This window comes from Actinoalloteichus sp. AHMU CJ021 (genome assembly GCF_002895405.1).
GTDB classification, from domain to species: domain Bacteria; phylum Actinomycetota; class Actinomycetes; order Mycobacteriales; family Pseudonocardiaceae; genus Actinoalloteichus_B; species Actinoalloteichus_B caeruleus.
Genome location: NZ_CP025990.1, coordinates 5,759,714 through 5,785,356 on the forward strand (window position 1 = coordinate 5,759,714; position 25,643 = coordinate 5,785,356).

The 25,643-nt window shown below is 72.2% G+C and carries 18 protein-coding genes; 13 read left to right on the plus strand and 5 right to left on the minus strand.

Annotated features, from left to right (window positions below):
* Positions 1-587: 587 nt before the first annotated feature.
* Both C1701_RS24185 and C1701_RS24190 read right to left on the minus strand, forming a co-directional pair.
* Positions 588-2,918 carry an ATP-binding protein gene (locus tag C1701_RS24185; RefSeq protein ID WP_026418102.1) on the minus strand — a complete coding sequence of 777 codons (2,331 nt, stop codon included), beginning with the start codon at positions 2,916-2,918 and terminating at the stop codon, positions 588-590.
* 91 nt (positions 2,919-3,009) lie between these two features.
* The gene (locus tag C1701_RS24190; RefSeq protein WP_051313708.1) at positions 3,010-4,002 is read right to left on the minus strand and encodes a YncE family protein; all 993 of its coding nucleotides are present in this window, start codon (positions 4,000-4,002) and stop codon (positions 3,010-3,012) included.
* A gap of 1,070 nt (positions 4,003-5,072) precedes the next feature.
* Here C1701_RS24190 and C1701_RS24195 point away from each other — a divergent pair.
* The 3 genes from C1701_RS24195 (at position 5,073) to C1701_RS24205 (ending at position 8,931) form a co-directional block, all read left to right on the plus strand.
* The gene (locus C1701_RS24195; protein WP_026418100.1) at positions 5,073-6,308 is read left to right on the plus strand and encodes a YcaO-like family protein; all 1,236 of its coding nucleotides are present in this window, start codon (positions 5,073-5,075) and stop codon (positions 6,306-6,308) included.
* 573 nt (positions 6,309-6,881) lie between these two features.
* Positions 6,882-7,856 (plus strand): Gfo/Idh/MocA family protein, encoded by a 975-nt coding sequence (locus C1701_RS24200; RefSeq protein WP_051313706.1) that lies wholly within the window; start codon positions 6,882-6,884, stop codon positions 7,854-7,856.
* On the plus strand, positions 7,846-8,931 hold the full coding sequence (locus C1701_RS24205; RefSeq protein ID WP_026418099.1) for a zinc-dependent alcohol dehydrogenase: 1,086 nt from the start codon (positions 7,846-7,848) through the stop codon (positions 8,929-8,931). Before C1701_RS24200 ends, C1701_RS24205 begins: the two co-directional genes overlap by 11 nt.
* Positions 8,932-9,172: 241 nt before the next feature.
* On the opposite strand, the gene C1701_RS24210 is transcribed toward C1701_RS24205, so the two are convergent.
* Positions 9,173-11,479 (minus strand): HelD family protein, encoded by a 2,307-nt coding sequence (locus C1701_RS24210; RefSeq protein WP_026418098.1) that lies wholly within the window; start codon positions 11,477-11,479, stop codon positions 9,173-9,175.
* Positions 11,480-11,727: 248 nt separating this feature from the next.
* On the opposite strand from C1701_RS24210, the gene C1701_RS24215 reads away from it, so the two are divergent.
* From C1701_RS24215 to C1701_RS24225, 3 genes are all read left to right on the plus strand, one after another.
* Positions 11,728-12,138, plus strand: coding sequence for a DUF2267 domain-containing protein (locus tag C1701_RS24215; protein ID WP_026418097.1), 411 nt, complete (start codon positions 11,728-11,730; stop codon positions 12,136-12,138).
* 126 nt (positions 12,139-12,264) lie between these two features.
* Positions 12,265-12,933, plus strand: a complete 669-nt coding sequence (locus C1701_RS24220; RefSeq protein WP_051313704.1) for a GOLPH3/VPS74 family protein — start codon at positions 12,265-12,267, stop codon at positions 12,931-12,933.
* A gap of 235 nt (positions 12,934-13,168) precedes the next feature.
* Positions 13,169-15,676, plus strand: a complete 2,508-nt coding sequence (locus C1701_RS24225) for a DEAD/DEAH box helicase (RefSeq protein WP_030105660.1) — start codon at positions 13,169-13,171, stop codon at positions 15,674-15,676.
* A gap of 185 nt (positions 15,677-15,861) precedes the next feature.
* On the opposite strand, the gene C1701_RS24230 is transcribed toward C1701_RS24225, so the two are convergent.
* On the minus strand, positions 15,862-16,581 hold the full coding sequence (locus C1701_RS24230; protein ID WP_248783864.1) for a GntR family transcriptional regulator: 720 nt from the start codon (positions 16,579-16,581) through the stop codon (positions 15,862-15,864).
* Positions 16,582-16,709: 128 nt separating this feature from the next.
* On the opposite strand from C1701_RS24230, the gene C1701_RS24235 reads away from it, so the two are divergent.
* The 7 genes from C1701_RS24235 to C1701_RS24265 all read left to right on the plus strand — a co-directional run bounded on the left by C1701_RS24235 (position 16,710) and on the right by C1701_RS24265 (position 23,641).
* Entirely contained in the window at positions 16,710-17,543 is an 834-nt protein-coding gene (locus tag C1701_RS24235) for a sugar phosphate isomerase/epimerase family protein (RefSeq protein WP_337661929.1), read from the plus strand.
* 57 nt (positions 17,544-17,600) lie between these two features.
* On the plus strand, positions 17,601-18,368 hold the full coding sequence (locus C1701_RS24240) for an SDR family NAD(P)-dependent oxidoreductase (protein ID WP_026418092.1): 768 nt from the start codon (positions 17,601-17,603) through the stop codon (positions 18,366-18,368).
* 134 nt (positions 18,369-18,502) lie between these two features.
* Positions 18,503-19,537, plus strand: a complete 1,035-nt coding sequence (locus tag C1701_RS24245; RefSeq protein WP_211237478.1) for a TRAP transporter substrate-binding protein — start codon at positions 18,503-18,505, stop codon at positions 19,535-19,537.
* Positions 19,530-20,132 carry a TRAP transporter small permease gene (locus tag C1701_RS24250; RefSeq protein WP_026418090.1) on the plus strand — a complete coding sequence of 201 codons (603 nt, stop codon included), beginning with the start codon at positions 19,530-19,532 and terminating at the stop codon, positions 20,130-20,132. The genes C1701_RS24245 and C1701_RS24250 overlap by 8 nt, the downstream gene beginning before the upstream one ends.
* Positions 20,129-21,400: a TRAP transporter large permease gene (locus tag C1701_RS24255; RefSeq protein WP_051313701.1), complete on the plus strand. Its 1,272-nt coding sequence runs from the start codon at positions 20,129-20,131 to the stop codon at positions 21,398-21,400. The genes C1701_RS24250 and C1701_RS24255 overlap by 4 nt, the downstream gene beginning before the upstream one ends.
* A gap of 19 nt (positions 21,401-21,419) precedes the next feature.
* Positions 21,420-23,168: a dihydroxyacetone kinase family protein gene (locus tag C1701_RS24260; protein WP_103056691.1), complete on the plus strand. Its 1,749-nt coding sequence runs from the start codon at positions 21,420-21,422 to the stop codon at positions 23,166-23,168.
* Positions 23,165-23,641, plus strand: coding sequence for a ribose-5-phosphate isomerase (locus C1701_RS24265; protein WP_026418087.1), 477 nt, complete (start codon positions 23,165-23,167; stop codon positions 23,639-23,641). Before C1701_RS24260 ends, C1701_RS24265 begins: the two co-directional genes overlap by 4 nt.
* 76 nt (positions 23,642-23,717) lie before the next feature.
* Here C1701_RS24265 and C1701_RS24270 read toward each other — a convergent pair whose 3' ends face one another.
* Positions 23,718-25,589 (minus strand): hypothetical protein, encoded by a 1,872-nt coding sequence (locus C1701_RS24270; RefSeq protein ID WP_103056692.1) that lies wholly within the window; start codon positions 25,587-25,589, stop codon positions 23,718-23,720.
* Between the last annotated feature and the right edge of the window lie 54 nt (positions 25,590-25,643).

The window sequence follows — 25,643 nt, forward strand, 5'->3', positions numbered from 1 at the left end:
CTGTCCTCGGCGCGTGTCCGCGAGAAGGTGGAACACGTCGACGAGCAGCGGCTGGCCCACCCCGACAGCGGTCAGCGAGACGGGAGCCCGTCGCGGTCGCGGAACGACAGAAGCCGGTTCATTCTTGCGCCAGACGACGGCGTAGGGGAGGGGAGCCTTCCGATGCACGTGGACTCCACCACACAGCCGTGCCCCCGGTGTGTGGGGCCCACAGTCCTGGTCACCGACCGCTCCGGCCGCCGCTGGCTGCACGTCGGCACCTGGCAGCCCCACTGCGGCCAACCCTCGTGGGTCAGGGCGAGCGAGCACTCCGCGACCCCCGCCGGCGCCCGGTGACCAACCGGCGACTTGGGTACCCGGCCCGCGTCCCGCACGAACGATGAGCCCCGCCGGTCGCGCCACGGCCGGTTGACTTCCCACCCTCCGAACCCCGAACCGCCCCGCCCCGCTGGTGCGCTCCCCCCGACAGAGCACCAGCCCGCCGGTTCCCCCGACGCCCGGACCCCGACCCGAGGCGTTCCGGCGGCCGGGCGGGCCGCGCCGCCGCCAGCGGCGCGCCGGGACGACCGGGGGCGTCCGGTGCCTGGCTACCCGGACGCCCCCGGCCCATCACCGCCGTGGGAGCGCTCCGCCACCCAGGAGGCGATCTGCGTCCTCGACCGGAATCCCAGCTTGCCGAGGATGTGCTCGACGTGCGTCTCAGCGGTCCGCCTGCTGATCACCAGCCGCTCGGCGACCGCCCGGTTCGACAGGCCCTCCGCCACCAGCCGCGCCACCTCCCACTCCCGCCTGGTGAGGACGACCGGGTCGCGCCCCGACTCGCGCCGGGCGCGCTGCCGTCCCAAGGCGTAGTCCACCGCCTCGGCGAGGTCGAAGCGCTCGCCGCGCGCGGCGGCGGCGTCGAACCGCCGGGAGCCCAACGCCGCGAACGACCTCTCCTCGCACTCGCGGTGCCACCGCACGTACGGGGCGAGTTCGAAGAGGTAGACCCCCAACGGGCGCCACAGCCGCCTGCTCGCGCCCAACAGGACCGCGGCCCGCTGGTGCTCCCCGCGCGCCGCCGCCACCCAGGCCAGCAGCTCCAACGAGTGGACGATGCCGAGGACGTCGCCGAAACCCTGCTTGATCTCCACGCAGCGGCGGATGTCGTCCGAGATCGAGGCCAGCTCCCCGGAAGCCCACTGGGCGAGGGCCTTCACCCACAGTGACCAGGACAGGCACCACTCGTCGCCGTGCTCGTCGGAGAGGCGAATCGCCTCCTCGCACAGCCGCACCGCCTGACCGGCGTCCCCCGCGAGCAGGGAGGTCACCGCGAGGTTCGGCAGGGACATGACCGTCAGCCCCGGCCACCGGCCGTCCGCGCGCCCGTCCTGGACGGCACGGGCCAGGTGCTCCTCGGCGATCTGGAGGCGCTCGTCCAACATCGCGCTGGTGCCGACCGAGTGGTCGACGTAGTGCAGGGCGTCGGCGTCCCCCGACTCCCGGGCCTCCTCGGCGGCACGCCAGGCACGGGCGAAACCGGTCGCGGTCTCACCCTGCATCGCGGTGACCATCCCGGCGATGGACAACGCGTGGATCCGGTCGTGGCTCGGCGTCTCGTCCTCGGCGAGGAGGCTGTCCAGCCAGTGGCGACCGTCCCGGAGCTGGCCTCGGGCGATCCAGAAGAACGCCAGGACCGCGGCCAGCCGTTGACCGGTCCTGGCCTCGCCGGGCTCGGTGCGGCAGAAGTCCAGCGCGGCCCACAGGTTGAACTGGTCAGCGCCGAGCTTCGCGATCCGGTCCCGTTGCCCGGGGCCGAACCACTCCTCGGCGTCCCGGCTGACCACCCCCAGGTAGTGGTCGCGGTGACGTCGCCGGAGGCTTCGGAGCCGGGGCCCGTCCAGGTGCTCCCGACCGAACTCGCGGATCGACTCCAGCAGCCGGTACCTGGCCTCGGCGCCGCCCGTGCTCCACTCCCGGCTCAGCACGGAGCGGTCGACCAGGCCCGCGAGCGCGCCGAACACCTCTTCCCGGGGGAGGCCGTCCCCCGAGCACACCTCCTCGGCCGACCTGAGCTCGAACGCCCCCGCGAAGACGGAGAGCCGGGCCCACAGCTCCCGTTCCCGGTCGTCGCAGAGGTCGTAGCTCCACTCGATCGCCGCCCGCAAGGTCTGGTGACGAGGCAACGCCGAGCGGTCCCCACCGGTCAGCAAGGCGTACCGGTCCTCCAACCTGGCCAGCACCTGGTGCACCGAGAGGGTGCGCATCCGCCCGGCCGCCAGCTCGATGGCCAGCGGCAGGCCGTCGAGCTGGCGGCACAGCCGCACCACCGCGTCCCGGTTGCCCTCGTCGACCCGGAATCCGGGGAGGACGGCGGCCGCGCGCTGTTCGAACAACAGGACCGCCTCCCGCTGACCGGCCCCCGCCCGGCCCGAACGGGGGACGTCGAGCGGGGGAACCGGCCAGATGTGCTCACCCGCCACCCGCAGTGGCTCCCTGCTCGTCGCCAGCACGCGGACCTCGGGTGCCTCCGCCAGCACCTCCGCGACGAGGGTCCCGCACTCCTCGACGAACCGGTCGCAGCCGTCGAGGACCAACAGGAGCCGACGTCCCCGCAGATGGGACAGCAGGGCCTCCCGAGGGCTTCGCCCCGACTGGTCGAAGACGCCCAGTTCCGCGCTGACCTCGGTGTCCAACAGCGAGGCGTCGGTGAGCCGGTCGAGGTCGACCAGCCAACACCCGTCCGGGAACGCCCGTTGCAGCCGGCGCGCCACCGAGATGGCCAGCCTCGACTTCCCGACCCCGCCCACCCCGGTCAGGGTGACCAGCCGCGACGTGGCCAGCAGCTTCCTGACCTGGCTGACCGCCTGCCGCCGTCCCACGAAGCTCGTCGTGTCGTCGGGAACCCGGCCCGATCGCGGCAGCGCGGCGCTGCTCACCGTCTCCCCCGTCCACCGCACATGGCTGACCGCCCACCTCGTCCGTCCTGGTACTCCAGGGTGCGACAGGGTGGGGGTGCCCGCCACCGGCCTAGCCGCGTTGCCTCGGCAGCAACGCCGAGCAGTCCGGCTCCGTCCTGGTCGGGAAACCTCCGACGATCTCGCGCGCCTCGAGGTCGAGGACGCTGATCCTGTTGTCACCCATCTGGGAGATGTAGGCGATCGGCTGGTCGGGGTGGAAGGACACCGCCGACGGGGGGCCGGAGAGCGGGATCCGCTCGATCGGTCGGAGGTCCCCGGTCAGCAGGAGAACGCTGTTCCCGGCCACGTCGGTCATCAGCAGCTCGTCGTCGGACACCGTGTACACCCGCAGCGGGTCCCCCTCGACGCTCACGGACTCCCGGACCTCCAGGGTGTCGGCGTCCACCGCCACCAGCTCGGCGCTCCGCCGGGACCCGACGTACAGGGTGCGTTCGTCCTGGCTGAGGCAACTCCCCTCCGGCATCAGGCCCGGGTTCATCAACTCGGGACCCGCGGTCGGGTCCTGCGGGCGGACCAGGCTCACCGTGTGGGACAACAGGCCCGTCACGTACGCCCGACTGCCGTCCCGGGTGAGGGAGAACAGGTGCGTCTTCACTCCTCCGGTCGGCACCGCCCTGCTCGGCGCGGTGTCCCGCTCGGGCTCGTCGAAGCCGAGCAGGACGGCCGAGGACTCGCTCAGCGCCCACAACCGGTCCTCGGAGTCCAACCGGACACCGTGGATCCGGTGGAAGGGCTGCGTGTCGATGGTGCGGACCAACTCGCGGGCCACCAGGTCCACCACGCACACCGCGGAACCCCCGGCACCCGAGTCCGAGGACATCCGCACGCCGTAGTGGCCGACGTAGGCGAGACGCCGACGGGAGTCCACCACCATCTCGTGCGGAAACGCCGGAAGCTCGACGGTGCCTACCCGACGTCCCGTGCCCGTGTCGTAGAAGCTGAGCGCGTGGCTCCCCTTCTCGACCAGAACGAGGACGTCGTCGTCCGGGGACCCCCTCCCGGCGTCCGCCGTCGCTTCGACCCTGTCCAGCGCATCGAGCACAACTGCCTCCCACGAAGAGCACTCCCTGGAGGGGCACACTATGCGTAGACGAGCCGTGACCCAATGAACGACAGGGGAATTCGTCGGACCTTCCTCGGGACGACCCTGAGCGGCCGAGTCGCGGTCCCGAGCGGCCCGGCACGCACCGTCACCGGTGCCATACCGGTCTGCCGGGTTCGCCTTCCCACCGCGCTTTTCCGTTCCCCCGCGCACACGGGTCCCCTCCCGCTGATCCGTTGCGTACGGCCAGGTCAGGCCACCTGCCCATCCTCGGACGAGTTCGCGAGGATGTCGCGGGCGAAACGCAGGGGAAAAGTCCCCACCCCCGCGAACACGCCCGGGCGGCACGCACCGTGATGTCGCGGCCTACGGAACCGAGGGCCGACCGGAATCGAGGGACGGCGTGGTTTTCCCGGGGACCCGGCGGCGTGTCGCCGAATGCGCGCCACATCGCGCCGCCCCGCCGCCGGCGGGCCCCAGCCCGTTCTTCCCGCGAACGCCACTACTCCATGAGGTCGCATTGTCACGAAGTGCGTTGTTCTCGGCGCCGTGATCGGTGATAGTCGAGTTGTCCGGACCGGGTGATCCCGGTCGGCACGAATCCGGGGAGGGGAGGACTGGGATCCGGACCGCCGCCGGTATCGGGGCGGGGAGCCCCGTTCCACCTGGCGACCACCCCCCGGACGCGGTTTCGGCGTCGGCTTCCCCCGACCGGCTCCGACCGTTCGCACGGGCACGGCTCGGGGGAGGCGAACCGATGGACCACTTCCCACGGCAGGCGGCTATTCAGGACCAGGCGACAGCGGAACCCCGTGACCTCCGCCGGTGGCGACGTCCCACGACGTCCCCCGCGTCCCGGCGACGCGGGAGGGCAGGTCGTGGATTCCGCCCTGTGCTCGTCCCGGGTGCCTGTCACCCGCCGAACCCCGGGTCCGGCCCCACCCGTCCACCGACCGGACGAGGCACCGCCGTCCCCGCACGCGGCCCCTCCGATCATCTCGGACACCGGCGAGCGACGACGTACCTGGCGTTGACAGGCACGCAGCAGTACCGAATCCAGGAGGCAACCGATGACGACGGGTGAACCGACCACCACCGCTGCGGGACGCCTCGCACGACCCCGGCCGGTCTCGTGGCCGGTGCAGGTGTTCCGCCCCTTCCCCGACTGCGACAACGTGGTGTTCGCGCGTACCGCGGCGCGGACGGACGCGTTCGGACCGACCTCGGCGGCGGCGGGTGCTCCCGTGGTGATCGGCTCCGCCGCCGGGCCCTCCGCCGACGACGCGACGCCGAGAGCCCGCTCGGAACTGCTGGAGCGGATGCAGAACATCCTGTCCGCCCGGGTCGAGGAGCAGCGAGCGGACATCGTCGCCAGCTTCGACGAGCTGCGCAGGTCCGGCAGGCTGGCCCTCGACCCGCTCTCCTGGCCGGAGATCACCGATCCCGGCTGGCGGCAGTCCCTGATGCTGTGGGTGCGGGGTTTCTCCCTGATCGAGGGGGACGAGGTGTTGGTGCCAGCCTCGGCGGTCTTCCTCCGGCACCGTCCCCCACCCCAGTGCCGGGGCCTGCTGTTGGCCGGGTCACCGGGGTTGGCCGCCCACCAGGACCCGATCAGCGCCGTCCGGCACGCCGCGCTGGAGATCCTGGAGCGCGACCTACTGGCCCGGGCCTGGTACGACGGCGCGGAACGGATGGTGCTGCCCGACACCTTCGTCCCGGAGGATCTGCGACGGCCGATCAGCACCCTGGAGCTCCGCTGCACGGCCTTCCTGATCCCCGGTCCGGAGGGCAGCGGGTGCGTCGCCGTCGCGCTCACCGACGCGGAGGGCGGCCGGCAGAGCTTCGGCGCGAGGGCGGTCCCCACCCTCGACGACGAGAGCCTGGTCTCCGCGGTCGGGGTCGCCGTCTACGAGGCCCTGATGGTGCGGTGGAGCATGCGCACCGGCGCGGCGGCCGCGGCGCTCGCCGCCCTCCGGGGGCGGGCCGACCGGGCTCCGCTGGATCCGATCCAGCACTCGGTGCACGCCTACCACCACCAGAACTCCCTGGCCGTCCTCCTCGAGGGCAGCACCCCGTACGAGCCGGGCTGGATCGAGGAACTCGACCAGCCCGGGCCGGAGGTCACCTCGGTGCTGGCCGAGTACGGAGGGGACGACGTCGTGGCGGTACCCACCACGCTCGACCTGCCCATGAACCGCGACACGGTGGTGATGCGGGTGGTCGCGCCGGCCGTTCGTCGGCTGCCGGCGGACGAACGGACGGAGTCCGCGCTGCACCCGGACGCCCCGCCTCACCCGTTCGGGTGAGCAGGGGGCCGACGTGGGTCGGCTCCCGCACGACCTGCCGGACCGACCACCGGTGAGTGGTGGGCCAGCGGGTGGACCGGATGCTCCGACCGGGGACGGGCGCCGCCAGGGACCGGCCGAGGCGGGCCCGTCGAGGGGATCCTCCGTTCGACGGCTCGGGTCGTCGGCCGTCCGGAACACGACCTGCGCGGACGAACGGACCCCTCGGCTGGTCACGCACAGCTACCACGCCGCCGGGTCTTGACCAGCCCAGGTGACGCTCGGTTGACTGGCCCCACCGTCGACGACGCACGCGCACGGACGGCCGAGACGGGACCAGTGACGTGATGGAGCCGCGGTGGGTGCTAGTCGGTCCGTGCCCCTCGGCGGCCCCGTCGGCTGCGCCGCGCGCCCGGCGACGCGCCAGGGCGGGGAGTGGTGGCGGTGGACGCACCCAGAGCCGGCTCCGCGGCTCCCACCGCCACCAGGACGTCCGACGAGGAGGAGTCCCGCACCGCCGGCCCAGTCGACACGGTGACACCACGACCCCCAGCCCGGAGCGCGGCCACGGGCGCCGCGTGTGAGGAGGAAGCCATGACCGTCTCGGTGGGCATCATCGGAGCAGGGCACCTCGGCACCCGGCACGCGCTCAACCTGCTCGAACTCGACGAGGCCCGCGTGGTCGCCGTCGCCGACACCGACGTCGCCCGCGCGGCCGACCTCGCCAGACGCTGCGACGCCCAGGCCCACGTGGACTACCGGGCCCTGCTGGACGATCCGAGCCTGGACGCCGTCTACCTCTGCGTCCCAGCCCACGAGCACGGCGGCCCGGAGCTCGCCGTCCTGGAACGCTCCCTCGCGCTCTTCGTGGAGCGCCCGCTCGACGTGGACCTGAGCATCGCCGACCGCATCGCCGCCGAGGTGGACGCGCGCGGCGTCGTCACCGCGACCGGGTGCCGCTGGCGATACCTCGACACCGTCGAACGGGCGGCCGAGGTGCTCGCCGACAACCCGGCGCGGATGGTCATCGGCGGCTGGGCGGCACGCACCCACGAGACGGCGTGGTGGGAGGACCAGCGGCGCATGGGCGGTCAACTCATCGAACAGACGAACCAACTGGTCGACCTCTGCCGGCTCCTGGTCGGGGAGATCGCCCAGGCCTGGGCCGTCGGGCGACCGACCACGTGCCCCCCGGAACCCGACGCCGCCGACACCTCGGCGGTGTCCCTCCGGTTCGCCGGGGGAGCGGCGGGGAGCTTCGCCGCCACCCCCGCGCCGTCCCCCAACCCCCGCCCCGGTCTGCGCGTCGTCGCGGAAGGGCTCGCGCTCGACCTGCGCAGCACTCAGCTCCTCGTCGACCACGGTGGGCGGTGCGAGGTCCACGACGCCCAGGCCGACGCCGTGCTGCGCGCCGATCGCGACTTCGTCCGCGCCGTCGGAGGGGAGGAGAACCGGGTGCGCGCCCCCTACACCGAAACCCTGCGCAGCCACCGCGTCGCCGTGGCCGTGGCCGAGGCGACCCGGACCGGGGGTGCGGCCGACCTCAGGTGGCACGCCCATGCCCACTGAGTCCTGGCCGGTGAGGTCCCTGGGGGTGCGGGCACCGGGCGTGCCCGACTTCTTCGACTCCGTCGAGGCGGCGCTGGGACCGGAGGAGTTCTGGGTCCGAACCCTGTTCAGCGGCCTCTCCTCGGGCGCGGAGGCGTCGTTCGTCGACGGGACCCACCCCTACCTGACGCACGGTTGGCACCGGGAACACGGCGTGTTCGTCCCCGGCGAGGCGGCGGTGGGATACCCGATCAGCCGCCTGGGATTCATGGAGGTGGCCGAGGTCGTCGAGTCCCGCTCGCACGCGGTCCGACTGGGTGAGGTGCTGGCCATGTCCTACGGCCACCGCACCGGGCAGCGTTCCCGGCGGGACTACTTCTCGATGCCCGTGCCGCCGGACCTGGACCCCGTGCTGGGGATCTACCTGGCGAAACTGGGGCCGTTGTGCGCGAACGCGCTGCTGCACGCCGCGCCGGCTCCGGCGGCACGCCTGGGAGACGGGGTCCGGGACCGTGGCGTGCTGGTCACCGGCGCCGGCATGGTCGGCCTGCTGACCGCGCTCTTCGCCGCCCACCACGGCGCGGCCGTCGTCGTCGCCGACCGGGACCCGACCCGCCTGGCGGCGGCCCGTGGTCTCGGGCTGCCCACCGTCGACGAGGCGGAACTGCCTGCCTGGGAGTACTGCAAGAGCGCCTGGCGCCACAACACCGTCGAGCGGGGAGCCGACCTCGTCTTCCAGTGCCGGGGCACGGGGGAGAGCCTCGCCACCGCGCTCCGCTCGGTCCGCCCACAGGGCACGGTCATCGACCTCGCCACCTACCGCGACGGCCTGACCGACGTGGACCTCAGCCAGGAGTTCCACCACAACGGTCTGGTCCTCCGCGGCGTTCGCAGCGGCAGGTTGCCCGTGGGGACAGGGGCGGTGTGGGACCGTTCGAGACTGGCGGAGGAGACGGTGCGGTTGCTCCGCGCGCACGGTCCGGCGGTGCGGGAGCACGCGATCACCCACGTCGTCCCGTTCGCCCACGGCGTGGAGGCGCTGTCGGCGGTGGCGGACCGGCGGGTTCCGACCGTCCAGGTGGTGCTCGAGTTCTGACGCCGCGGGAGGGCGAACTCCCGGTGGCGACCGGTCAGGGCCTCGGGGCGGACGGCGTTGCTCGAGCCCCGGCCACCCCGTGCCCTCGGGTGGTGCCGCCCGCGCCCCGGGATCCGTGGGGCACGTTCCTCAGCTCAGTTCATCCACGTGCGTCACTTCAGTGCGAACCGAACCCATCCGTCCCGGCGACGACCCTCCCGCCACCCCGACCAACCCCCGACCCCGGTGTCGGGGATCGGCCTCAGCCCCGGGGGCGCAGCCCGGTCAGGCTGGGTGGGAGATCAGTGCTGTGCACCACCCCTAGCTGTTGGGTGGCCCTGGTGAGCGCGACGTAGAGGTCGTTCAGGCCCCGGGCCGAACCCGCGAGGATCTCGGCGGGCTCCACGACCAGCACGGCGTCGAACTCCAGGCCCTTCGCCTCACCCACCGTCAGGACCGTCACCCTGCTGGTCAGCGCCTCCGGGCCGCCCTCGCCGGTCGCCGCGTCCGGTACCACCGCGTGGACGGCGCTGCCCACCTCCGCCAGGAGCGCGGGCGGGGTCAGGACGGCGACCAGGCCGTCGCCGACCTCCTCCACCTGGGCCGCGGTCAGCGCCGCCACCCGCTCGGCCAGCTCGGCGCCGGGTACCCGGGTGCTCCACGGGTGGGAACCGGTCTCCCGGACCGAACTGGGTGCCTCCAACGCCGGGTCGATCGCGGTGAGGACCTCCGCCGCGACGGCCATGATCTCGACCGGAGTCCGGTAGTTCACGGTGAGCTGTTCCAGCCGCCACCGGTCGTTGACGTAGGGGTCCAGGACGGCTCCCCACGAGCTCGTACCGGCCGCGTCGCCGGTCTGGGCGACGTCCCCGACCAGTGTCATGGACTTGCTCGGGCAGCGGCGCATCAGCATCCGCCACGCCATGTCGGAGAGCTCCTGGGCCTCGTCGACCACGACGTGGCCGTAGGTCCAGGTCCGGTCGGCGGCGGCGCGTTCCGCGGTGGTCTCGAACCGCCGTTCCTCGTGGCGGTCGGCCAGCAGGCGCGCGTCGACGATGTCGGTGGCGCGCAGCAGCTCGGGGTCCAGCTCCTCCTCAAGCTCCAGGATCTCCAGGACGCCCTGGGCGTAGGCGAGTTCCCGCCGCCGCTGGCGCGCCTCCCGTTTCCTGGCGGCCCTGTCGTCCTTGCCGAGGAGTTCGGCCGCCTCGTCGAGCAGCGGGACGTCCGCCGGCGTCCAGCCCCCGGCCTTGGGCCGCAGCAGCATGGCCCGTTCCTCGTCGCTCAGCTTCGGCGTGGCACGCCGCAACCGGTCGGGTGAGGAGAACAGGTCGGAGAGGAGCCGCTGCGGGGTGAGGGTGGGCCAGAGCTCGTCCAGCGTCCTCCTCAGCTCGGTGTCCTCCTCCAACTCGGCCCTGATGTCGGTGAGGTCGCCCCGTTCGAGCAGGTGGCTGCCCAGCCGGTCGGCCATCTGCCTGGCGAGCGCGGCGATGACCTCGCGGACGAAGATCTCCTTCGCCTCGTTGTGCGGCCGGCGGGAGCGGCGGGCGCGGGTCCTGGCCTGCGTGACGATGGTCTTGTCCAGGACCACGGGCTCCATCTCCACGGTCAGCTCGACGGGCTGCCGGGGTACGAGCTGGCGGTCCTTGATCGCCTTGGCGACGACCTTGGCCATCTCCCCTCGGCCTTTGATCTCCGCGGCCTCGGGGGACTCGCGTCGGGTCGCGCTGATGCCGGGGTACAGCTCGGCCACCGTGGCCAGCAGCACGCCGGTCTCACCGAGCGAGGGCAGCACCTGCTCGATGTAGCGCAGGAAGGTGGGGTTGGGGCCGACGACGAGGGTGCCGCGCTTGGCGAGCTGGTCGCGGTAGGTGTAGAGCAGGTAGGCGGTGCGGTGCAGGGCGACGGCGGTCTTGCCGGTTCCCGGACCGCCCTGCACGACCAACACCCCGTTGCGCGAGGAACGGATGATGCGGTCCTGCTCCTGCTGGATGGTCGCGACGATGTCCTTCATCCGCCCCGTCCGGCTCTCGTCGAGCGCGGCGAAGAGCGTCGCCTCGGCGGTGAGCGAGGAGGAGGGCCGGTCGCCTCGTGCGGCCGTGACGTCCAGGACCTCGTCGTCGACCGCCTTTACCGTCCGCGCGACGGTGCGGATGTGCCGGCGCTTCAGCACACCCTCGGGGGAGGCGGCGGTGGCGGTGTAGAAGGGGCGAGCGGCGGGGGCGCGCCAGTCCATCAGGAGCGGGGCGTACTCGTTGCCCTCGTCGAACAGGCCCAACCGACCGATGTAGTTGCGCTCACCGGTGTCCAGGTCGAGCCGTCCGAAGCACAACCCGTCCTCGACCTCCCGGAACCGGGACAGCCGCTCCGCGTACATCCCCGCCGACACGTCGCGTTCCCAGCGTTCCTGCGGGTTCTCCGGGTCGTTCTCCCGCAGGACCGTGGCATGTTTGTCGGAGGCCTCGTAGCGGAGCGCGTCGAGTCGCCCGTAGAGCATGGACACGTAGTCCTGTTCCGCGCGGAGCTCGGCTTCCCTGCCGTCGGTGTCCGCGTGACGCGAGGTGCTTGACAACGGTCTCCGTCCCTTGCTAGTTTGTCAGGGCGTTGCCCTCAACGCTCCACTTCCTGCTGTGCAGGGTGTTGAATCTTAGCAGAGGGCGTCCACGCTTCGAACCTCGCTGTCATCCGCGTGTTCCGAATGACTCAACCTCCCTCCTCGCGTGCCCGTCGGAACGTCCACGGCGTCGTGCGGGTAATGCCCTGACGAGCCGGGTAACCCCCGACTGTTCGGACGGCGACACCAGGCAGGAGGTGGGGCGGATGCGACACGACGAGTTCATCGGCGCCGTGCAACACCGGGCGCGCCTGTCCAGTCGGGGGCAGGCCGAAGGTGTCACCCGGGCGACCCTGGAGACCCTGGGCGAACGGATACCCGAACCGCAGGCCGAACACCTGGCGGCCCAACTACCCCGGGAGATCGCGGTGAGCCTCCGCCGCACGATCACCATGGGGGGTGCCGGGTCGGGCGAGCGGTTCGACCTGGACGAGTTCACCCACCGGGTGGCCCGCCGCGCCGGGGTGGACCCGCCCAAGGCGGTCTACGACGCCCGGGTGGTGCTGGAGGTCCTCGGCGAGGCCACGCAGGGTGAGACGCTGCACCGCGTCCGCGACTCCCTGCCCGAGGAGATGCGTGGCCTCATCGACTCGGGGAGCAGCGGTCGGATGACCTGAGCGATGAGCCGCCTCGCGGCGGGTGAGCGGTCCCGTTCCCGCGTGGATGCTGGTTGAATGGTGCGCCATCGAACGAGGGTGCGCCGTCGACACCTCCGGCGCGGAGCACGAGGACGGGAGACGAGAGTGCCCAGACCGCGACTGCCGGAGACACTCCCCGGGCGCCTGTTGCTGGCATGCTGCGACATCCGGTCGAACCGGTTGGACAGCAGGCAGGTGGTTGGCTACCTGCTGCGCGCCGGGGCGCTCACCGAGCTCCTGCTGGCCGGCCGGCTCGTGGACTCCCGGGGACGCGCCTCGTGCCTGCGGGCCCAGGCCACCGGTGACCCGTTCCTGGACGGCGTCCTGCGGGAGATCGCCCAGGAGCGCCCGCGTGCCTGGAAGGCGTGGGTGCGTCGGCGGCCCCGCCCGGCGGTGGACGAGGTCGTGGGAGGGCTCGAGGAGCGCGGCTACCTGCGGCGTCGTCGCGAGTTCGCGCTGGGTGTCCTCCCCGTCGAACGGGTCGTCGTAGAGGACGGGGACACGGTGACCTCGCTGCGCCGTCGAGTCGTCGAGGTGCTGACGGGGACCGAACCCGTGGAGCGGGTGGACGCCCTCGACGCGGCGATGGTCTCGCTGCTGTCGGCGGGCTCCGTGACGTCGGTGGTGCCGCGCCGGGACAAGCGCCAGCACAAGCAACGCCTGGCGGCCCTCACCGAACGCAGTGGCGAGGCCGCGCCGGCACTGCGCACGGTGCTCGCGGACATCCAGGTGGCCGTCGCGACCGGTGCCGCGGTGGCCGTGCACGCGAGCTGAGTCGGGCCGACCAGGGGCGCGCCCTGGAGTGCGCCGCCTCCTTCAGTGCGCACGGTTGCTTCAGTGTCAAGTGAAACCAACTCCACGTCACCATCACCTCCCAACCCCGAGAACCATCCCGCACCCCCACAACCCACCCCGTCGGCCCGCACCAGGGGCGGCGGCCGCCGCGGGAGGAACCGGCCAGCACCCCGGTTCTCCCCGCCCTCCGAGACGAGGCACGATCCACATCACCATGAGACTCAACGACCTGCTGCCGAACGACCCCGACCCCGACACGCTCTTCGAGTCCTTCGCGACCTGGGCCTCCGAGCGGGGGACCGAGCTCTACCCGGCCCAGGAGGAAGCGCTCATCGAGGTCGTCTCCGGGGCGAACGTCATCCTGAACACCCCGACCGGGTCAGGCAAGAGCCTCGTCGCGGTCGGCGCCCACTTCACCGCGTTGGCCGGGGGCGTCCGCAGCTTCTACACCGCCCCGATCAAGGCTCTCGTCTCGGAGAAGTTCTTCGACCTGTGCGCGATCTTCGGGCCGGAGAACGTCGGCATGATGACCGGCGACAGCAGCGTGAACGCCGACGCGCCGATCATCTGCTGCACGGCGGAGATCCTCGCCAACATCGCCCTGCGGGACGGGGACCGCGCCGACGTCGGCCAGGTCGTGATGGACGAGTTCCACTTCTACTCCGAGCCGGACCGCGGGTGGGCCTGGCAGGTGCCCATCCTCGAGCTGCCCCAGGCCCAGTTCCTGCTGATGTCGGCCACCCTCGGCGACGTGAGCAGGTTCGAGGCGGACCTGACCAGGCGCACCGGCCGGCCGACGGCCGTGGTCGCCTCGGCGGAGCGTCCGGTGCCGCTGTTCTTCCGCTACGTGACGACCCCCCTGCACGAGACGATCAGCGAGCTGCTGTCCACCAACGACGCCCCCGTCTACGTGGTGCACTTCGCGCAGGCGGCGGCGCTGGAACGGGCGCAGTCGCTGATGAGCATCAACGTGTGCACCAAGGCGGAGAAGGCCGCGATCGCCGAGATGCTCGGAGGGTTCCGGTTCGCCCCCGGCTTCGGCAAGATCCTGTCGCGCCTGGTGCGGCACGGGATCGGCGTGCACCACGCGGGCATGCTGCCCAAGTACCGGCGGCTGGTGGAACAGCTGGCCCAGGCCGGCCTGCTCAAGGTCATCTGCGGCACGGACACGCTCGGCGTCGGCATCAACGTGCCCATCCGCACCGTCGTGTTCACCGCTCTGAGCAAGTACGACGGCGTGCGGACCAGGATCCTTCGCGCCCGCGAGTTCCACCAGATCGCGGGACGGGCGGGGCGAGCGGGTTACGACACGATCGGCACCGTGGTCGTCCAGGCGCCCGACCACGTCGTCGAGAACGAGAAGGCGCTGGCCAAGGCGGGCGACGATCCCAAGAAGCGGCGCAAGGTCGTGCGGAAGAAGCCGCCGGAGGGGTTCGTCACCTGGAGCGACGCGACCTTCAAGAAGTTGACCGAGGCGCAGCCCGAGCCGTTGCACTCCAGCTTCCAGGTCAGCCACTCGATGCTGCTCAACGTCATCGACCGCCCCGGTGACGCCTTCGCCGCGATGCGCAAGCTGCTGGAGGACAACCACGAGGACCGCCGTCGGCAGCTCCGCCACATCCGGCGGGCCATCGCGATCTACCGCGCCCTGCTCGCGGCCGGTGTCGTCGAACGGCTCGACGAGCCGGACGAGCACGGCCGGCGGGTCCGGTTGACCGTGGACCTCCAGTTCGACTTCGCCCTCAACCAGCCGCTGTCGCCCTTCGCGCTGGCCGCCATCGAGCTCCTCGACCGCGAGGCCCCCGGCTACGCGGTGGACGTGGTCTCGGTCATCGAGGCCACGCTCGACGACCCCCGGCAGGTGCTCTCGGCCCAGCAGTTCAAGGCCAGGGGAGAGGTGGTCGCGGAACTCAAGGCCGAGGGGGTCGAGTACGAGCAGCGGATGGAGCTGCTGGAGGAGGTCACCCACCCCAAGCCGCTCGCCGAGCTCCTCGACGCCGCCTTCACCACCTACCGTCGCGGGCACCCGTGGGTCGCCGACCACGAACTGTCCCCGAAGTCGGTGGCCAGGGACATGTACGAGCGCGGCATGGACTTCGCCGACTACGTCGCCTTCTACGGGCTCGCGCGCTCGGAGGGACTGGTCCTGCGGTATCTCGCCGACGTCTACAAGGCCCTGCGGCAGACCGTGCCGGAGGACGCCAAGACCGAGGAGCTCAACGACTTCGTGGAGTGGCTGGGGGAACTGGTCCGCCAGGTCGACTCCAGCCTGCTCGACGAGTGGGAACGGCTGGTCAACCCGGTCGAGGTGGGCGAGGCCGCCGCCCCGGTCGTCGAGCACACGGCGCCGCCGGTCACGGCGAACCGGAGGGCGTTCCGCGTGCTGGTGCGCAACGCGCTCTTCCGCCGGGTGGAACTCGCCGCCCGCCGCCGGTACCACGAGCTGGGCGAGCTCGACGGCGGCGCGGGGTGGACCGCCGAGGCCTGGCGGGACGCCCTCGAGCCCTACTTCGAGGAACACGACGAGATCGGCACCGGTCCCGACGCCCGGGGGCCGGCTCTGCTGGTCATCACCGAGGAACCCGGTCGGTGGCTGGTCCGGCAGATCTTCGACGACCCCGCCGGCGACCACGACTGGGGGATCAGCGCCGAGGTCGACCTGGCGGCCTCCGACGAGGAGGGAACGGCGGTCCTCACGGTGACCTCGGTCGACCAGCTCTGACCTGGTGACGGCGCCGCCTCCGGTGGGCGGCGCCGCACGACCGGGCCGCTCCGGCCCCGGTCTCCCTCGGGCCCCAGCCCGAGTGCGGCGGTCGTGTGGCCAGGTCACCAGGGTGTCCCGCCGGACGAGGGGTCCGGGCCGGGCCGTCCGCCCGCCCGTCGACGGGCGGCGCGGGGCAGGTCAGATCAGACGTCGAGCAGGGCGACGATGCGCTGGGCGGCGTCCATCATGTGTTCGCGCACGACCTCCCGCCCCCGGGCGGCGTCGCCCGCCTCGATGGCGTCGACGATCGGCTGGTGCCGGTTCCAGTCCATGTTGCGCAACGCCAGCTCGGGCCCAGCCCTGGTGATCGTGGCCCTGGTGAGGCCGGAGATGTGCGACCAGGACTGAGCGAGCGTGGAGTTCCCGGTGAGCTCGCACATCCGGGTGTGCAGGGCGAGGTCCGCCTCGGCGAGGTCGTCCAGGTCGTCACCGGCATCGCGGAGGTCGGCGAGAGCGGCGCGCAGTTCGCGGACGATCTCGGTCCTGTCGGGGGCGGAGCACAGCGTCTCGACCGCCAGGGCCTCCAGCGCCCCCCGGACCGCGAAGATGTCCATCACCTCGGACCGGGTGAGGGCACGGACGAGCAAACGGCCCCGTTCGTCGGCGGCCACCAGCCCCTCCTGCTCCAGGTGCCGCAGGGCCTCGCGCAACGTCCCCCTGGACACCGACAGCGCCTTGCTGAGCTCCGTCTCGATCAGGCGGGTGCCCGGGGCCAGCTGGCCGCTGCGGATCGCCTCCCGAAGTCGTCGCAGGCTCTGTTCGCGCAGCGTCTGTCGCTCGACCCCGGTCAGAGCTGGAACGTCCAGTGACACGTGTGCTTCTACCCCCTCGCGCCGATGAGCGATCTCAACCTTAGCGGACATGTTGGCATCAAATTTCGGTTGACTGTTGACGGTCGACAGAACGAGGACGTTTACTGTGCGCCACACGTCCGGGTGGAGGTAACTCAATGGTTCCAATGGAGGAGCCGGGCAGCAAACACGGTGCGTCAGTGACGTCCCCGAGGCTGGGCTGCTCGACGATCTCGTTCCGTCGCCGCGTGCTGCCGGAGGCCCTCGCGCTCATCGTCTCGCTCGGCATCGAGGGCATCGACCTGGGCGGCCTGCCCGGCGTGTGCGACCACGTGCCGACCCCGCTGGTCGACGAGGGGCCGGGCATCGCCGACGCCGTGCTCGCGAGCGGCCTGGCCACCTGGGGCCTGAACGTCGACCCCGGTCCGCTCAACGACCCCGCCCTGGACCACGACACGCTGGTCCGGCGGGCGACGCCGCTGGTCGAGCTCGCCTCCCGACTGGGCAGCCTGCTCATCGTCCCCTGCGGCGCCCAGTCCCGATCCCCCTTCACCACCGAGACCGAGGACCTCCGCCGGATCGCCGACAACCTCGCGGTCCTCGCCGACCTCTCCTCGGCCTCCGGGGTCCGCCTCGTCACCGAGGGCCTGCACCACTTCCGGTTCTGCCACTCCGAGGACCGCGCGCTGGCCCTGCTCGAGCTGGTACCCACCGAGGTCGCCGGCTTCGTCTACGACGTCAGCCACGTCGTGGCCAGCGGTACCGACGAGATCGCCTTCGCCGACCAGGTGGCGGACCGGACCGAGCACGTCCACCTGCGCGACGCCGTTCCCGAGACCGCCAGCGGCCCCGGCGACATCAACCTGAGCATCGGGCGAGGGCGCGCCGACTTCGCGCGACTCGTCGAGACGCTGGAGGGCCGGGGCTACCAGGGGCGGTACGTCCTCGAACTCGAGACCCACGACGTCGACGAGGCCGACCGGGTCCCGGTGGTCGCCCAGGCCCGGGACACCATCGCCGGCCTCCTCACCTGACCTCGGGCCCCCGGGCACCGCACGCGACAACGAGTGAACATTCGTAGGAGAAACACCGTGAGCCAGAACAGCACCCGCACCGCGATCATCACCGGCGCCGGTTCCGAGCGCGGAATCGGCCGGGAGACCGCCCGGCACCTGGCGGCCGCCGGCTTCGCCGTCGCCGTGCTGGACATCGACGGGGCCGCCGCCGCCCGCACCGCGACGCTGATCAGCGAGGAGTACGGGGTGCCCGCCGTCGGCGTCGCCGCCGACGTCACCGACCGGGGCGCTGTCGACCGTGCCATCACCGAAGTGGAGGACTCGGACCTGCCGCCGGTCGCCGCGCTGGTGAACAACGCCGGCATCACCCGGCCGACCCGGTTCCTCGACATCGACGACGCCGAGTGGGACCTGGTGTTCAAGGTGAACGTGACGGGGACCTACCTGGTCACGCAGCGGGTGCTGCCCGGGATGATCGAGCGGGGCTACGGCCGGATCGTCAACCTGTCCTCGGTCTCGGCGCAACGCGGCGGCGGCGTGTTCGGTGGCTCGCACTACTCGGCGGCCAAGGCCGCCGTGCTCGGCCTGACCAAGGCCCTCGCCCGGGAGGTCGGGCAGCACGGCGTCGTCGTCAACGCCGTCACCCCGGGCCTGATCGACACCGACATCACGGCCGGGGCGATGACGCCGGAGCGCAAGGCGCGGATCGTCGCCGACATCCCCGTGGGCCGCAACGGCCGCACCGAGGACGTCGCCGCCACCATCGCGTTCCTCGCGGGCGAGAACGTCGGCTACATCACCGGCGGCACCTTCGACATCAACGGTGGCTCGCACATCAACTGACCCACGCCGGTCCTCCCCGGTCCGCCGTCGGGCCCCGCGCCCGACCGACCCCGCCGCCGACGTCGCGGCTGACTTCCATCCAGCTGACCTCAGCGACATCTGACTCAGCGACACACAAGGAGGTGTGTGGCACGGTGCGAGCCACCCAGAAACCGAGCGCGAAGCGCTGGCGGCGGGCGCTGTGGGCGTTCCCGCTCGCGGCGGCGCTCCTGGCGAGCGGCTGCGGGGTCGGCGACGACTCCCGGCGCCTGCTGCTCGGGCACGGCGCGGCGCCTGGCAACCCACGCGCCGAAGCGGCCGAACGGTTCAGCCAGATCGTGGGCGAGAAGTCCTCGGAACGGCTCCGCGTCCAGGTCTTCGGCTCCGAACAGCTCGGCTCCGACTCGGAGATGATGGTGTCCATCGCCTCGGGCACCCTGGACATGACCGTCAACTCCCAGGGCCCGCTGGCCACCAGCGTCCCCGAGCTCACCCTCGTGGGCCTGCCCTTCCTCTTCGACACCCCCGAGCACGCCTACGAGGTGCTCGACGGCCCGGTCGGCGACGAGTTCGCCGAGATGGCCGAGGAGAAGGGCTACAAGGTCCTGGCCTGGTGGGACAACGGGATCCGCCACGTCACCAACAGCCGGCGCGCCGTCGAGGACTCCTCGGACCTGGCCGGGCTGAAGATCCGCACCCCGGACGACGGCATGACCATCGACATCTTCGGCACCCTCGGGGCCAACCCGACGCCGATGGCCTTCGGGGAGCTCTACCTGGGCTTGCGGCAGGGCGCCGTGGACGGCCAGGAGAACCCGCTGGTCAACATCGAGGCCTCGAACCTGCACGAGGTGCAGACCCACCTGACCCTCAGCGGGCACAAGTACGAGGTCACGCCCTTCGTGGTGAGCACGCAGACCTGGACGTCGCTGTCCGAGGAGGACCAGCGGCTGCTCCAGGACGCGGCGATCGAGGCTCGGGACCACCAGCGCCAGCTGATGGCCGAGCAGACCGACCGCATCCTCGCCGAGTTCCAGGACGCCATGCGGGTCACCGAGATCGACCGCGACGAGTTCCGCGCCGCGACGGACAGCGTGTACGAGCGCTGGGAGGAGCGGTACCCCGAGGTGTTCGAACGGCTGGTCCAGGCCGTGGAGGACACCCGTCCCAGCGAGGTGTCCCATGACTGAACAACCAGCCGGCGAGGGCCGGGAGGCGACCTCCCCCACCCCGGACGGCGACACGGCGACGCCACCCGGGCTGTTCGCGGAGGGCAGCGTCGAGGAGCGGGTCAACCGGGCCCTGACCATGGTCGGTTCCGCCATCGCCGTGGCCTCGATCAGCGTGATCGGTCTCGTGCTCGTCGTCGGGGTGGCGCTGCGGTACTTCATGAACAGCAGCGCCGACTACGCGACGGAACTCCCGACCTACCTGTTCCCGTGGTTGATCTCGGGCGGCGTCATCGCCGCCATGGGCCGGGGCGGTCACCTGGCCGTGGACTTCTTCGTGGCTCGCATGGCGCCGGCCCGTGCCCGGGTGGTCGACATCGCCGCCTGGGGGTTGTCCACGGTGGTGCTGATCATCCTGACCTTCGTCAGCCTGCGGCTGCTCGCCCCGCTCACCGCCCAGGTCACGCCGATCCTGGGGTGGCCGGTGGTCGGTAGTTTCGCCGGCTTCGCGCTGGCCGTCGTCGCGCTCACCGTGCAGTGCGGGTGCCGGCTGGTCTCCAGCATCCGGATCGGTCCGGTGCACGCCCAGGTCACCACCGCCGGAGGTGCCGCATGATCGAGGTGGGCATCGCCTTCCTGGTCTTCTTCGTCCTGCTCGCCGTGAGCGTCCCCGTGGCGTTCTCGATCCTCACCGCGACCGTCGTGGGGCTGTTGCTGATCGGCGACTTCCCCCTCCAGATCGTCGCCCAGACCGCGTTCTCGCCCAGCACCGACTTCATGCTGCTGGCGATCCCGTTCTTCATCCTCACCGGCGACCTGCTGGCGGGCGGGAAGCTCGGGCAACGGGCGATCGGGCTCGCCACCAGGGTCATCGGGCGGTTCCGGGGCGGCCTCGGCCACGCCTCGATCGCCACCAGCCTGGCGTTCTCGGGTGTGTCCGGTTCGGCCGTCGCCGACGCGTCCGGGCTCGGCAACGTCCTCATCCCCTGGACGAAGCGGGAGGGTTACCCGGCGCCGTTCGCGGCGGCCGTGAACTCCTCCACGTCCATCATCGGGGTCATCCTGCCCCCGTCCATCCCGCTGATCCTGTACGCCTCGGTCTCCGGTGCCTCGGTGGCCGCGCTGTTCATCGCCGGCATCGTGCCGGGCATCCTGCTGGCGTTGGCCTACGTGGTCGTCTGCTGGTGGGTGGCCTGGCGCAAGGACTACCCGCGCAAGAAGGTGAAGCTGAGCTGGAGCGGTGTCCTGAAGGACATCGTGGTCATCACCCCGGCCATCCTGCTGCCGATCATCCTGATCCGCGTGGTCCTCTTCGGTGGCATCGCCACGGTCACCGAGGTCGCGGTCCTGGCCGCGCTGTACGCGGTCCTCGTCCGGCTGGTGATCTACCGGGACCTCACCCTGCGGATGCTGACCAAGTCGTTGGTGAACACCGCCGCCGCCACCGGCGTGGTGATGCTGCTGATCATGGTCTCCTCGTCGCTGAGCTGGCTGCTCACCGTCGAGGAGGTACCGCCGAAGCTGGCGACCTTCTTCCTGGACAACGTCAGCAGCGCGGTCCTCATCCTGCTGATCATGAACGTGATCATGCTGGTCGTCGGGGCCTTCCTGGACATGTCGCCGGCCATCCTGCTGCTGACGCCGGTGCTGCTCCCGCTGGCAGCCGGTATCGGGCTCGACCCGGTCCACCTCGGCATCATCGTGGTCCTGAACCTGGCGATCGGCCTGTTCACCCCGCCGGTGGGTACCACGCTCTACATCTCCACCTCGATCGCGGGGATCAAGATCGAACGCACGGTCGTGGCGCTGGTCCCCTTCTACCTGGCGGCGCTCGCCGTCCTCGCGCTGGTCACCTACGTGCCCGCACTCATCATCACCCCGTGACCGGAGAGGAAGGATTTTCGTGACACGCCTGTTCAACGACCCAGCGAGCTTCGCGGAGGACGCGCTCGCCGGGTTCTGCGACCTCCACTCCGACCGGGTCCGCCCGGTGGAGGGCGGAGTGGTCCGCGCCTCGGACACCCCAGAGGGGAAGGTGGCGGTCGTCGTCGGCGGTGGCTCCGGGCACTACCCGGCGTTCTGCGGCGTCGTCGGCCCCGGTTTCGCCGACGGCGCCGTGGTCGGCAACGTCTTCACCTCGCCATCCGCCCAGCAGGCCTACGACGTCGCGCGGGCGGCCAACCGAGGAGGGGGCGTCCTCTTCAGCTACGGCAACTACGCGGGCGACGTGCTGAACTTCGGCGCCGCCCAGGAACGGTTGCGGGCGGAGGGTGTCGACACCCGCACCGTCGTCGTCACCGACGACATCGCCTCGGCCCAGCCGGGGGAGGAGACCCGCAGGCGCGGCATCGCCGGTGACTTCGTCGTCTTCAAGGTCGCCGGCGCCGCCGCCGAGGCGGGGTACTCCCTCGACGAGGTGGAACGGGTCGCCGCGGCGGCCAACGCCGCCACCCGCACGCTCGGCGTGGCCTTCGACGGGTGCACCCTGCCCGGTCAGGATGGCCAGCTGTTCACCGTCCCCGCCGGGAAGATGGGGCTAGGCCTGGGCATCCACGGCGAACCAGGCGTGTCCGAGGTGGACCTCCCCACGGCGTCGGAGCTCGCGGACACCTTCGTCGACGGGGTCCTCGCCGAGACACCCTCGGGTGCCGGGAACCGGGTGGGCGTCATCCTCAACGGACTGGGCCGCACCAAGTACGAGGAACTCTTCGTCGTGTGGACCCGGGTCGCCGCCCGGCTCAGGGCGGCCGGCCTGGAACTGGTCGACCCGGAGGTCGGGGAACTGGTCACCAGCCTCGACATGGCCGGTGCCTCGCTGACGCTGGTCTGGTTGGACGAGGAGCTCGAACGCCTGTGGCGGGCCCCCGCCGACAGTCCCGCCTACCGCAAGGGGACCGGCGAGGTCCCCCGCGCCCCGGCGGAGCTGTTCGCCGCCAACCGGCACGCCGACACCGGTCCCGGCGACCAGCCGCGAGGCACGGCGGTGCGGGCCACCCCCGAGTCGCGGGAGTTCGCCGGCACCGTGGTCGAGGTGCTCGAGGCGGTGCGCGCCGCGATCGAGGCGGCGGAGGACGAACTGGGTCGCATCGACGCCGTGGCCGGGGACGGTGACCACGGGCGGGGCATGGTCAAGGGCGTCACCGCCGCCGAGCCCGCCGCCCGCGCCGCCGTGGACCGCGGCGCCGGAGCCGCGTCCACGCTCGCCGAGGCGGGGGACGCCTGGGCGGCCCGTGCCGGGGGCACCTCGGGGGCGCTGTGGGGGGCCGGGCTCCGGGCCTTCGGTGCCGAGCTGGGGGACGACCGCGCCGTTGACCACGCCGCCGTCGTCGCCGGGGCGCGGGCGTTCCTGGAACGCGTCCGGCAACTGGGCGGGGCCGCCGTCGGTGACAAGACGATGCTCGACGCGCTGGTCCCGGCCGTGGAGGCCCTGGAGCGGAGCGGCGGTGCCGGGCGGGAGGCGTGGACGACCGCCGCGGCGGCGGCCACCCGCGCCGCCGAGGAGACGGCGAACCTGGTCCCCCGGGTCGGGCGGGCCAGGCCGTTGGCCGAACGCAGCGTGGGCACACCGGACGCCGGGGCCGTCTCGATGGCCCTCATCGTCCGAACCGTCGCGTCGATGGCGCGGACCGAGGGGGAAGGGAAACGGGCATGAGCGTGAACCCGGCGTGGAGGATCGTGGTCGGGGCGGACGACGCCGGCCTGGCCTACAAGGACGTGCTGAAGGAGGACCTGGCGGCCGACCCCCGGGTCGCGTCCGTGCGCGACGTGGGTGTCACCGAGGCGGACGGCACCGCCTACCCCAACATCGCCGTGGCGGCGGCCGAACTCGTCGCCCGGGGTGAGGCGGACCGGGCGCTGCTGGTGTGCGGCACCGGCCTCGGTGTCGCGATCAGCGCGAACAAGGTTCGCGGTATCAGGGCCGTCACCGCGCACGACAGCTTCTCGGTGGAGCGGTCCGTGCTGAGCAACGACGCCCAGGTGCTGACCTTCGGTCAACGGGTCGTCGGGTTGGAACTGGCCCGGCGGTTGGCCAGGGAGTGGTTGGGCTACCGGTTCGACCCGGCCTCCGCGTCGGCGGCCAAGGTCGCCGCGATCACCGACTACGAGGAGACCGGGAGCTGCTGACCACGTCATGGAAGGGGCGGCCGGCCCGGTGGGGCCGGCCGCCCCGGTGTTCGTGGTCCGGCGTGGTCGGGGCGGGTCACTCCGGTTCGTCGCGGCTGAGCAGGTGTTGGGTGAGCCAGGCCAGCCCTCGGTCCAGGCGTCGGAAGTAGGTGGCCCGGCTCAGGTGCAGTTGGCGGGCCACCGCGTGGTGTTCCTGGTGGCCCCGCAGGTAATAGGCCCGCAGGATCCGGCCGCACTGGGAGAGCACCGGGTCCTCGTGCTCGGCGAGGTCCCGGATCGAGGAGACGAGCTGGGACCGGAGTCCCTGGGGAGTCGGGTCGAGGGTCACCGCGAGCAGGGGGTTCCGCGCCAGTCCGGTGTCGTCGCGAAGGTGTTCCAGTGCCTGGCGTACCGCCCGGGTCCACCAGCGGCGGTCGGGCTCGTCCTGTCGGGGTGAGGTCAGGGCGGCCACCTTGTCGAGCCAGGCTGGTATTCCCTCCCAGGTGAAGCGTTCGTGGTAGAGCTTGGAGGCGCGGCCGCAGTCGTAGGGGTCGTGGCGGGTGTCTCCCCAGTAGTCGAACCCGAACGCCTGGACCAGATCCTGGTACTGCGGTGACGGGGTCGAGATCACCAGCCGTCCGCCGCTGATGCCCTCGGCGACGATGTGGCGGAGCAGGGCGGCGTGCGCCCCGGGGTGTTCGCAGACCGCCATGCCGGTGAAGACGCCTCCGCCGAGCATCCGAGTGGTGTGCTGCTGGGTCAGGGGTTCGATGACACCGAGCGCCTCGTCGGTGATCCGCGGCGTGTAGGTCATGCCCAAGGGGCGGTCGTCGGGCCCGCACACCAGGTGGAAACCGTCCGCCGTACTGGTCAACCAGCCGTCGAGCAGGCGCTCGCACCGCGCGGTCGCCACCCCGCGTCGGGCGGCCCACTGGCGCACCAGCTCGCCGATCCGGTCGTGGTCCCGGGGTGTGGCGCGCCGCACCCCGAACCCCTCTGCTCCCGGCGGGAACAGGGTCTCGCGCAGCAGCGGATGACCGGTGAGGAACAGGGCGTGTTCGGTCAGCGGACGCCGCGCCCCGCCCCGAGCCGAGTCCAACCGCCGGCGGTTGCGGGCGGCGGCCCTGGTCAGGGCCACCTGGTGGGCGACAGGGCGGCGCCACCGGTAGCTCAGGTCCAACAGCGTCCGGAACGGTTCCGCCACCGCCAGCCCCGAGGTGGTGGTGGTGACCAGGCTCAGGTCGGCCAGCGCGGAGAACCAGCCCTGCCCCCGCGGGCCCTCGACGAGTTCGCCGAGCAGTTCCTCGTCCCCGTGACCCACCACGGCCAGCGAGTCGAGGACGTCCCGAGCCCGGGAGGCCGCCCGCTCCCGTGCCAGCCGCCGCGACAGCTCCCGCAGCGCCCGGTCGGCCACCGCCCCCGGTGCCTCCGCGGGGACACCGGACAGCAGCGCCCGAGCCAGGCAGGCGGCCACCAGCGGGATCCCCCCGGCGAGGCCGGCCACCAGGTCCACCCCGGTTTCCAGGCCGAGAGCCCTGGCGTGGGACCGGATCTCCTCGTCGTTCCAGGGTGGGACCGGCACGGAGGTCAGCGGCCCGGCGGGGGACCGCGCCGGCAGCAGGGGGCGACGGCTGGTGACCACCACCCGTGGCGCGTCGGAGCCGGCGCGGTCCAGTTCCTCCCGGACGGTTCGGGCGAGGCCGGGTCCCTCATCACCGTCGACGTACACGACGGGCCGGGCCGAGCCCAGCGCGCGTCGGACACCGACCCGCGCCCCGGCCCGTCGTGCCTCGATGACCGGCTCGCCCCGTGCGAGGAACGCCAGCAGCGTGCTCTTGCCCACCCCCAGCGGGCCGACGAGCGCGACGACGTGCCCGGGCCCGGCGTGCGCGAGCGCCCCGGACACCGCCGCGAGCGCACGGGACTGCCCCGCGGTCGGCCGCGTCCCCTCCCCGTCCCCCCAGTCCACGTCGCGCCTCCCTCCCGAGCGCGGGTGCGCCGCTCAGCTCTGATGTAGCCGCTG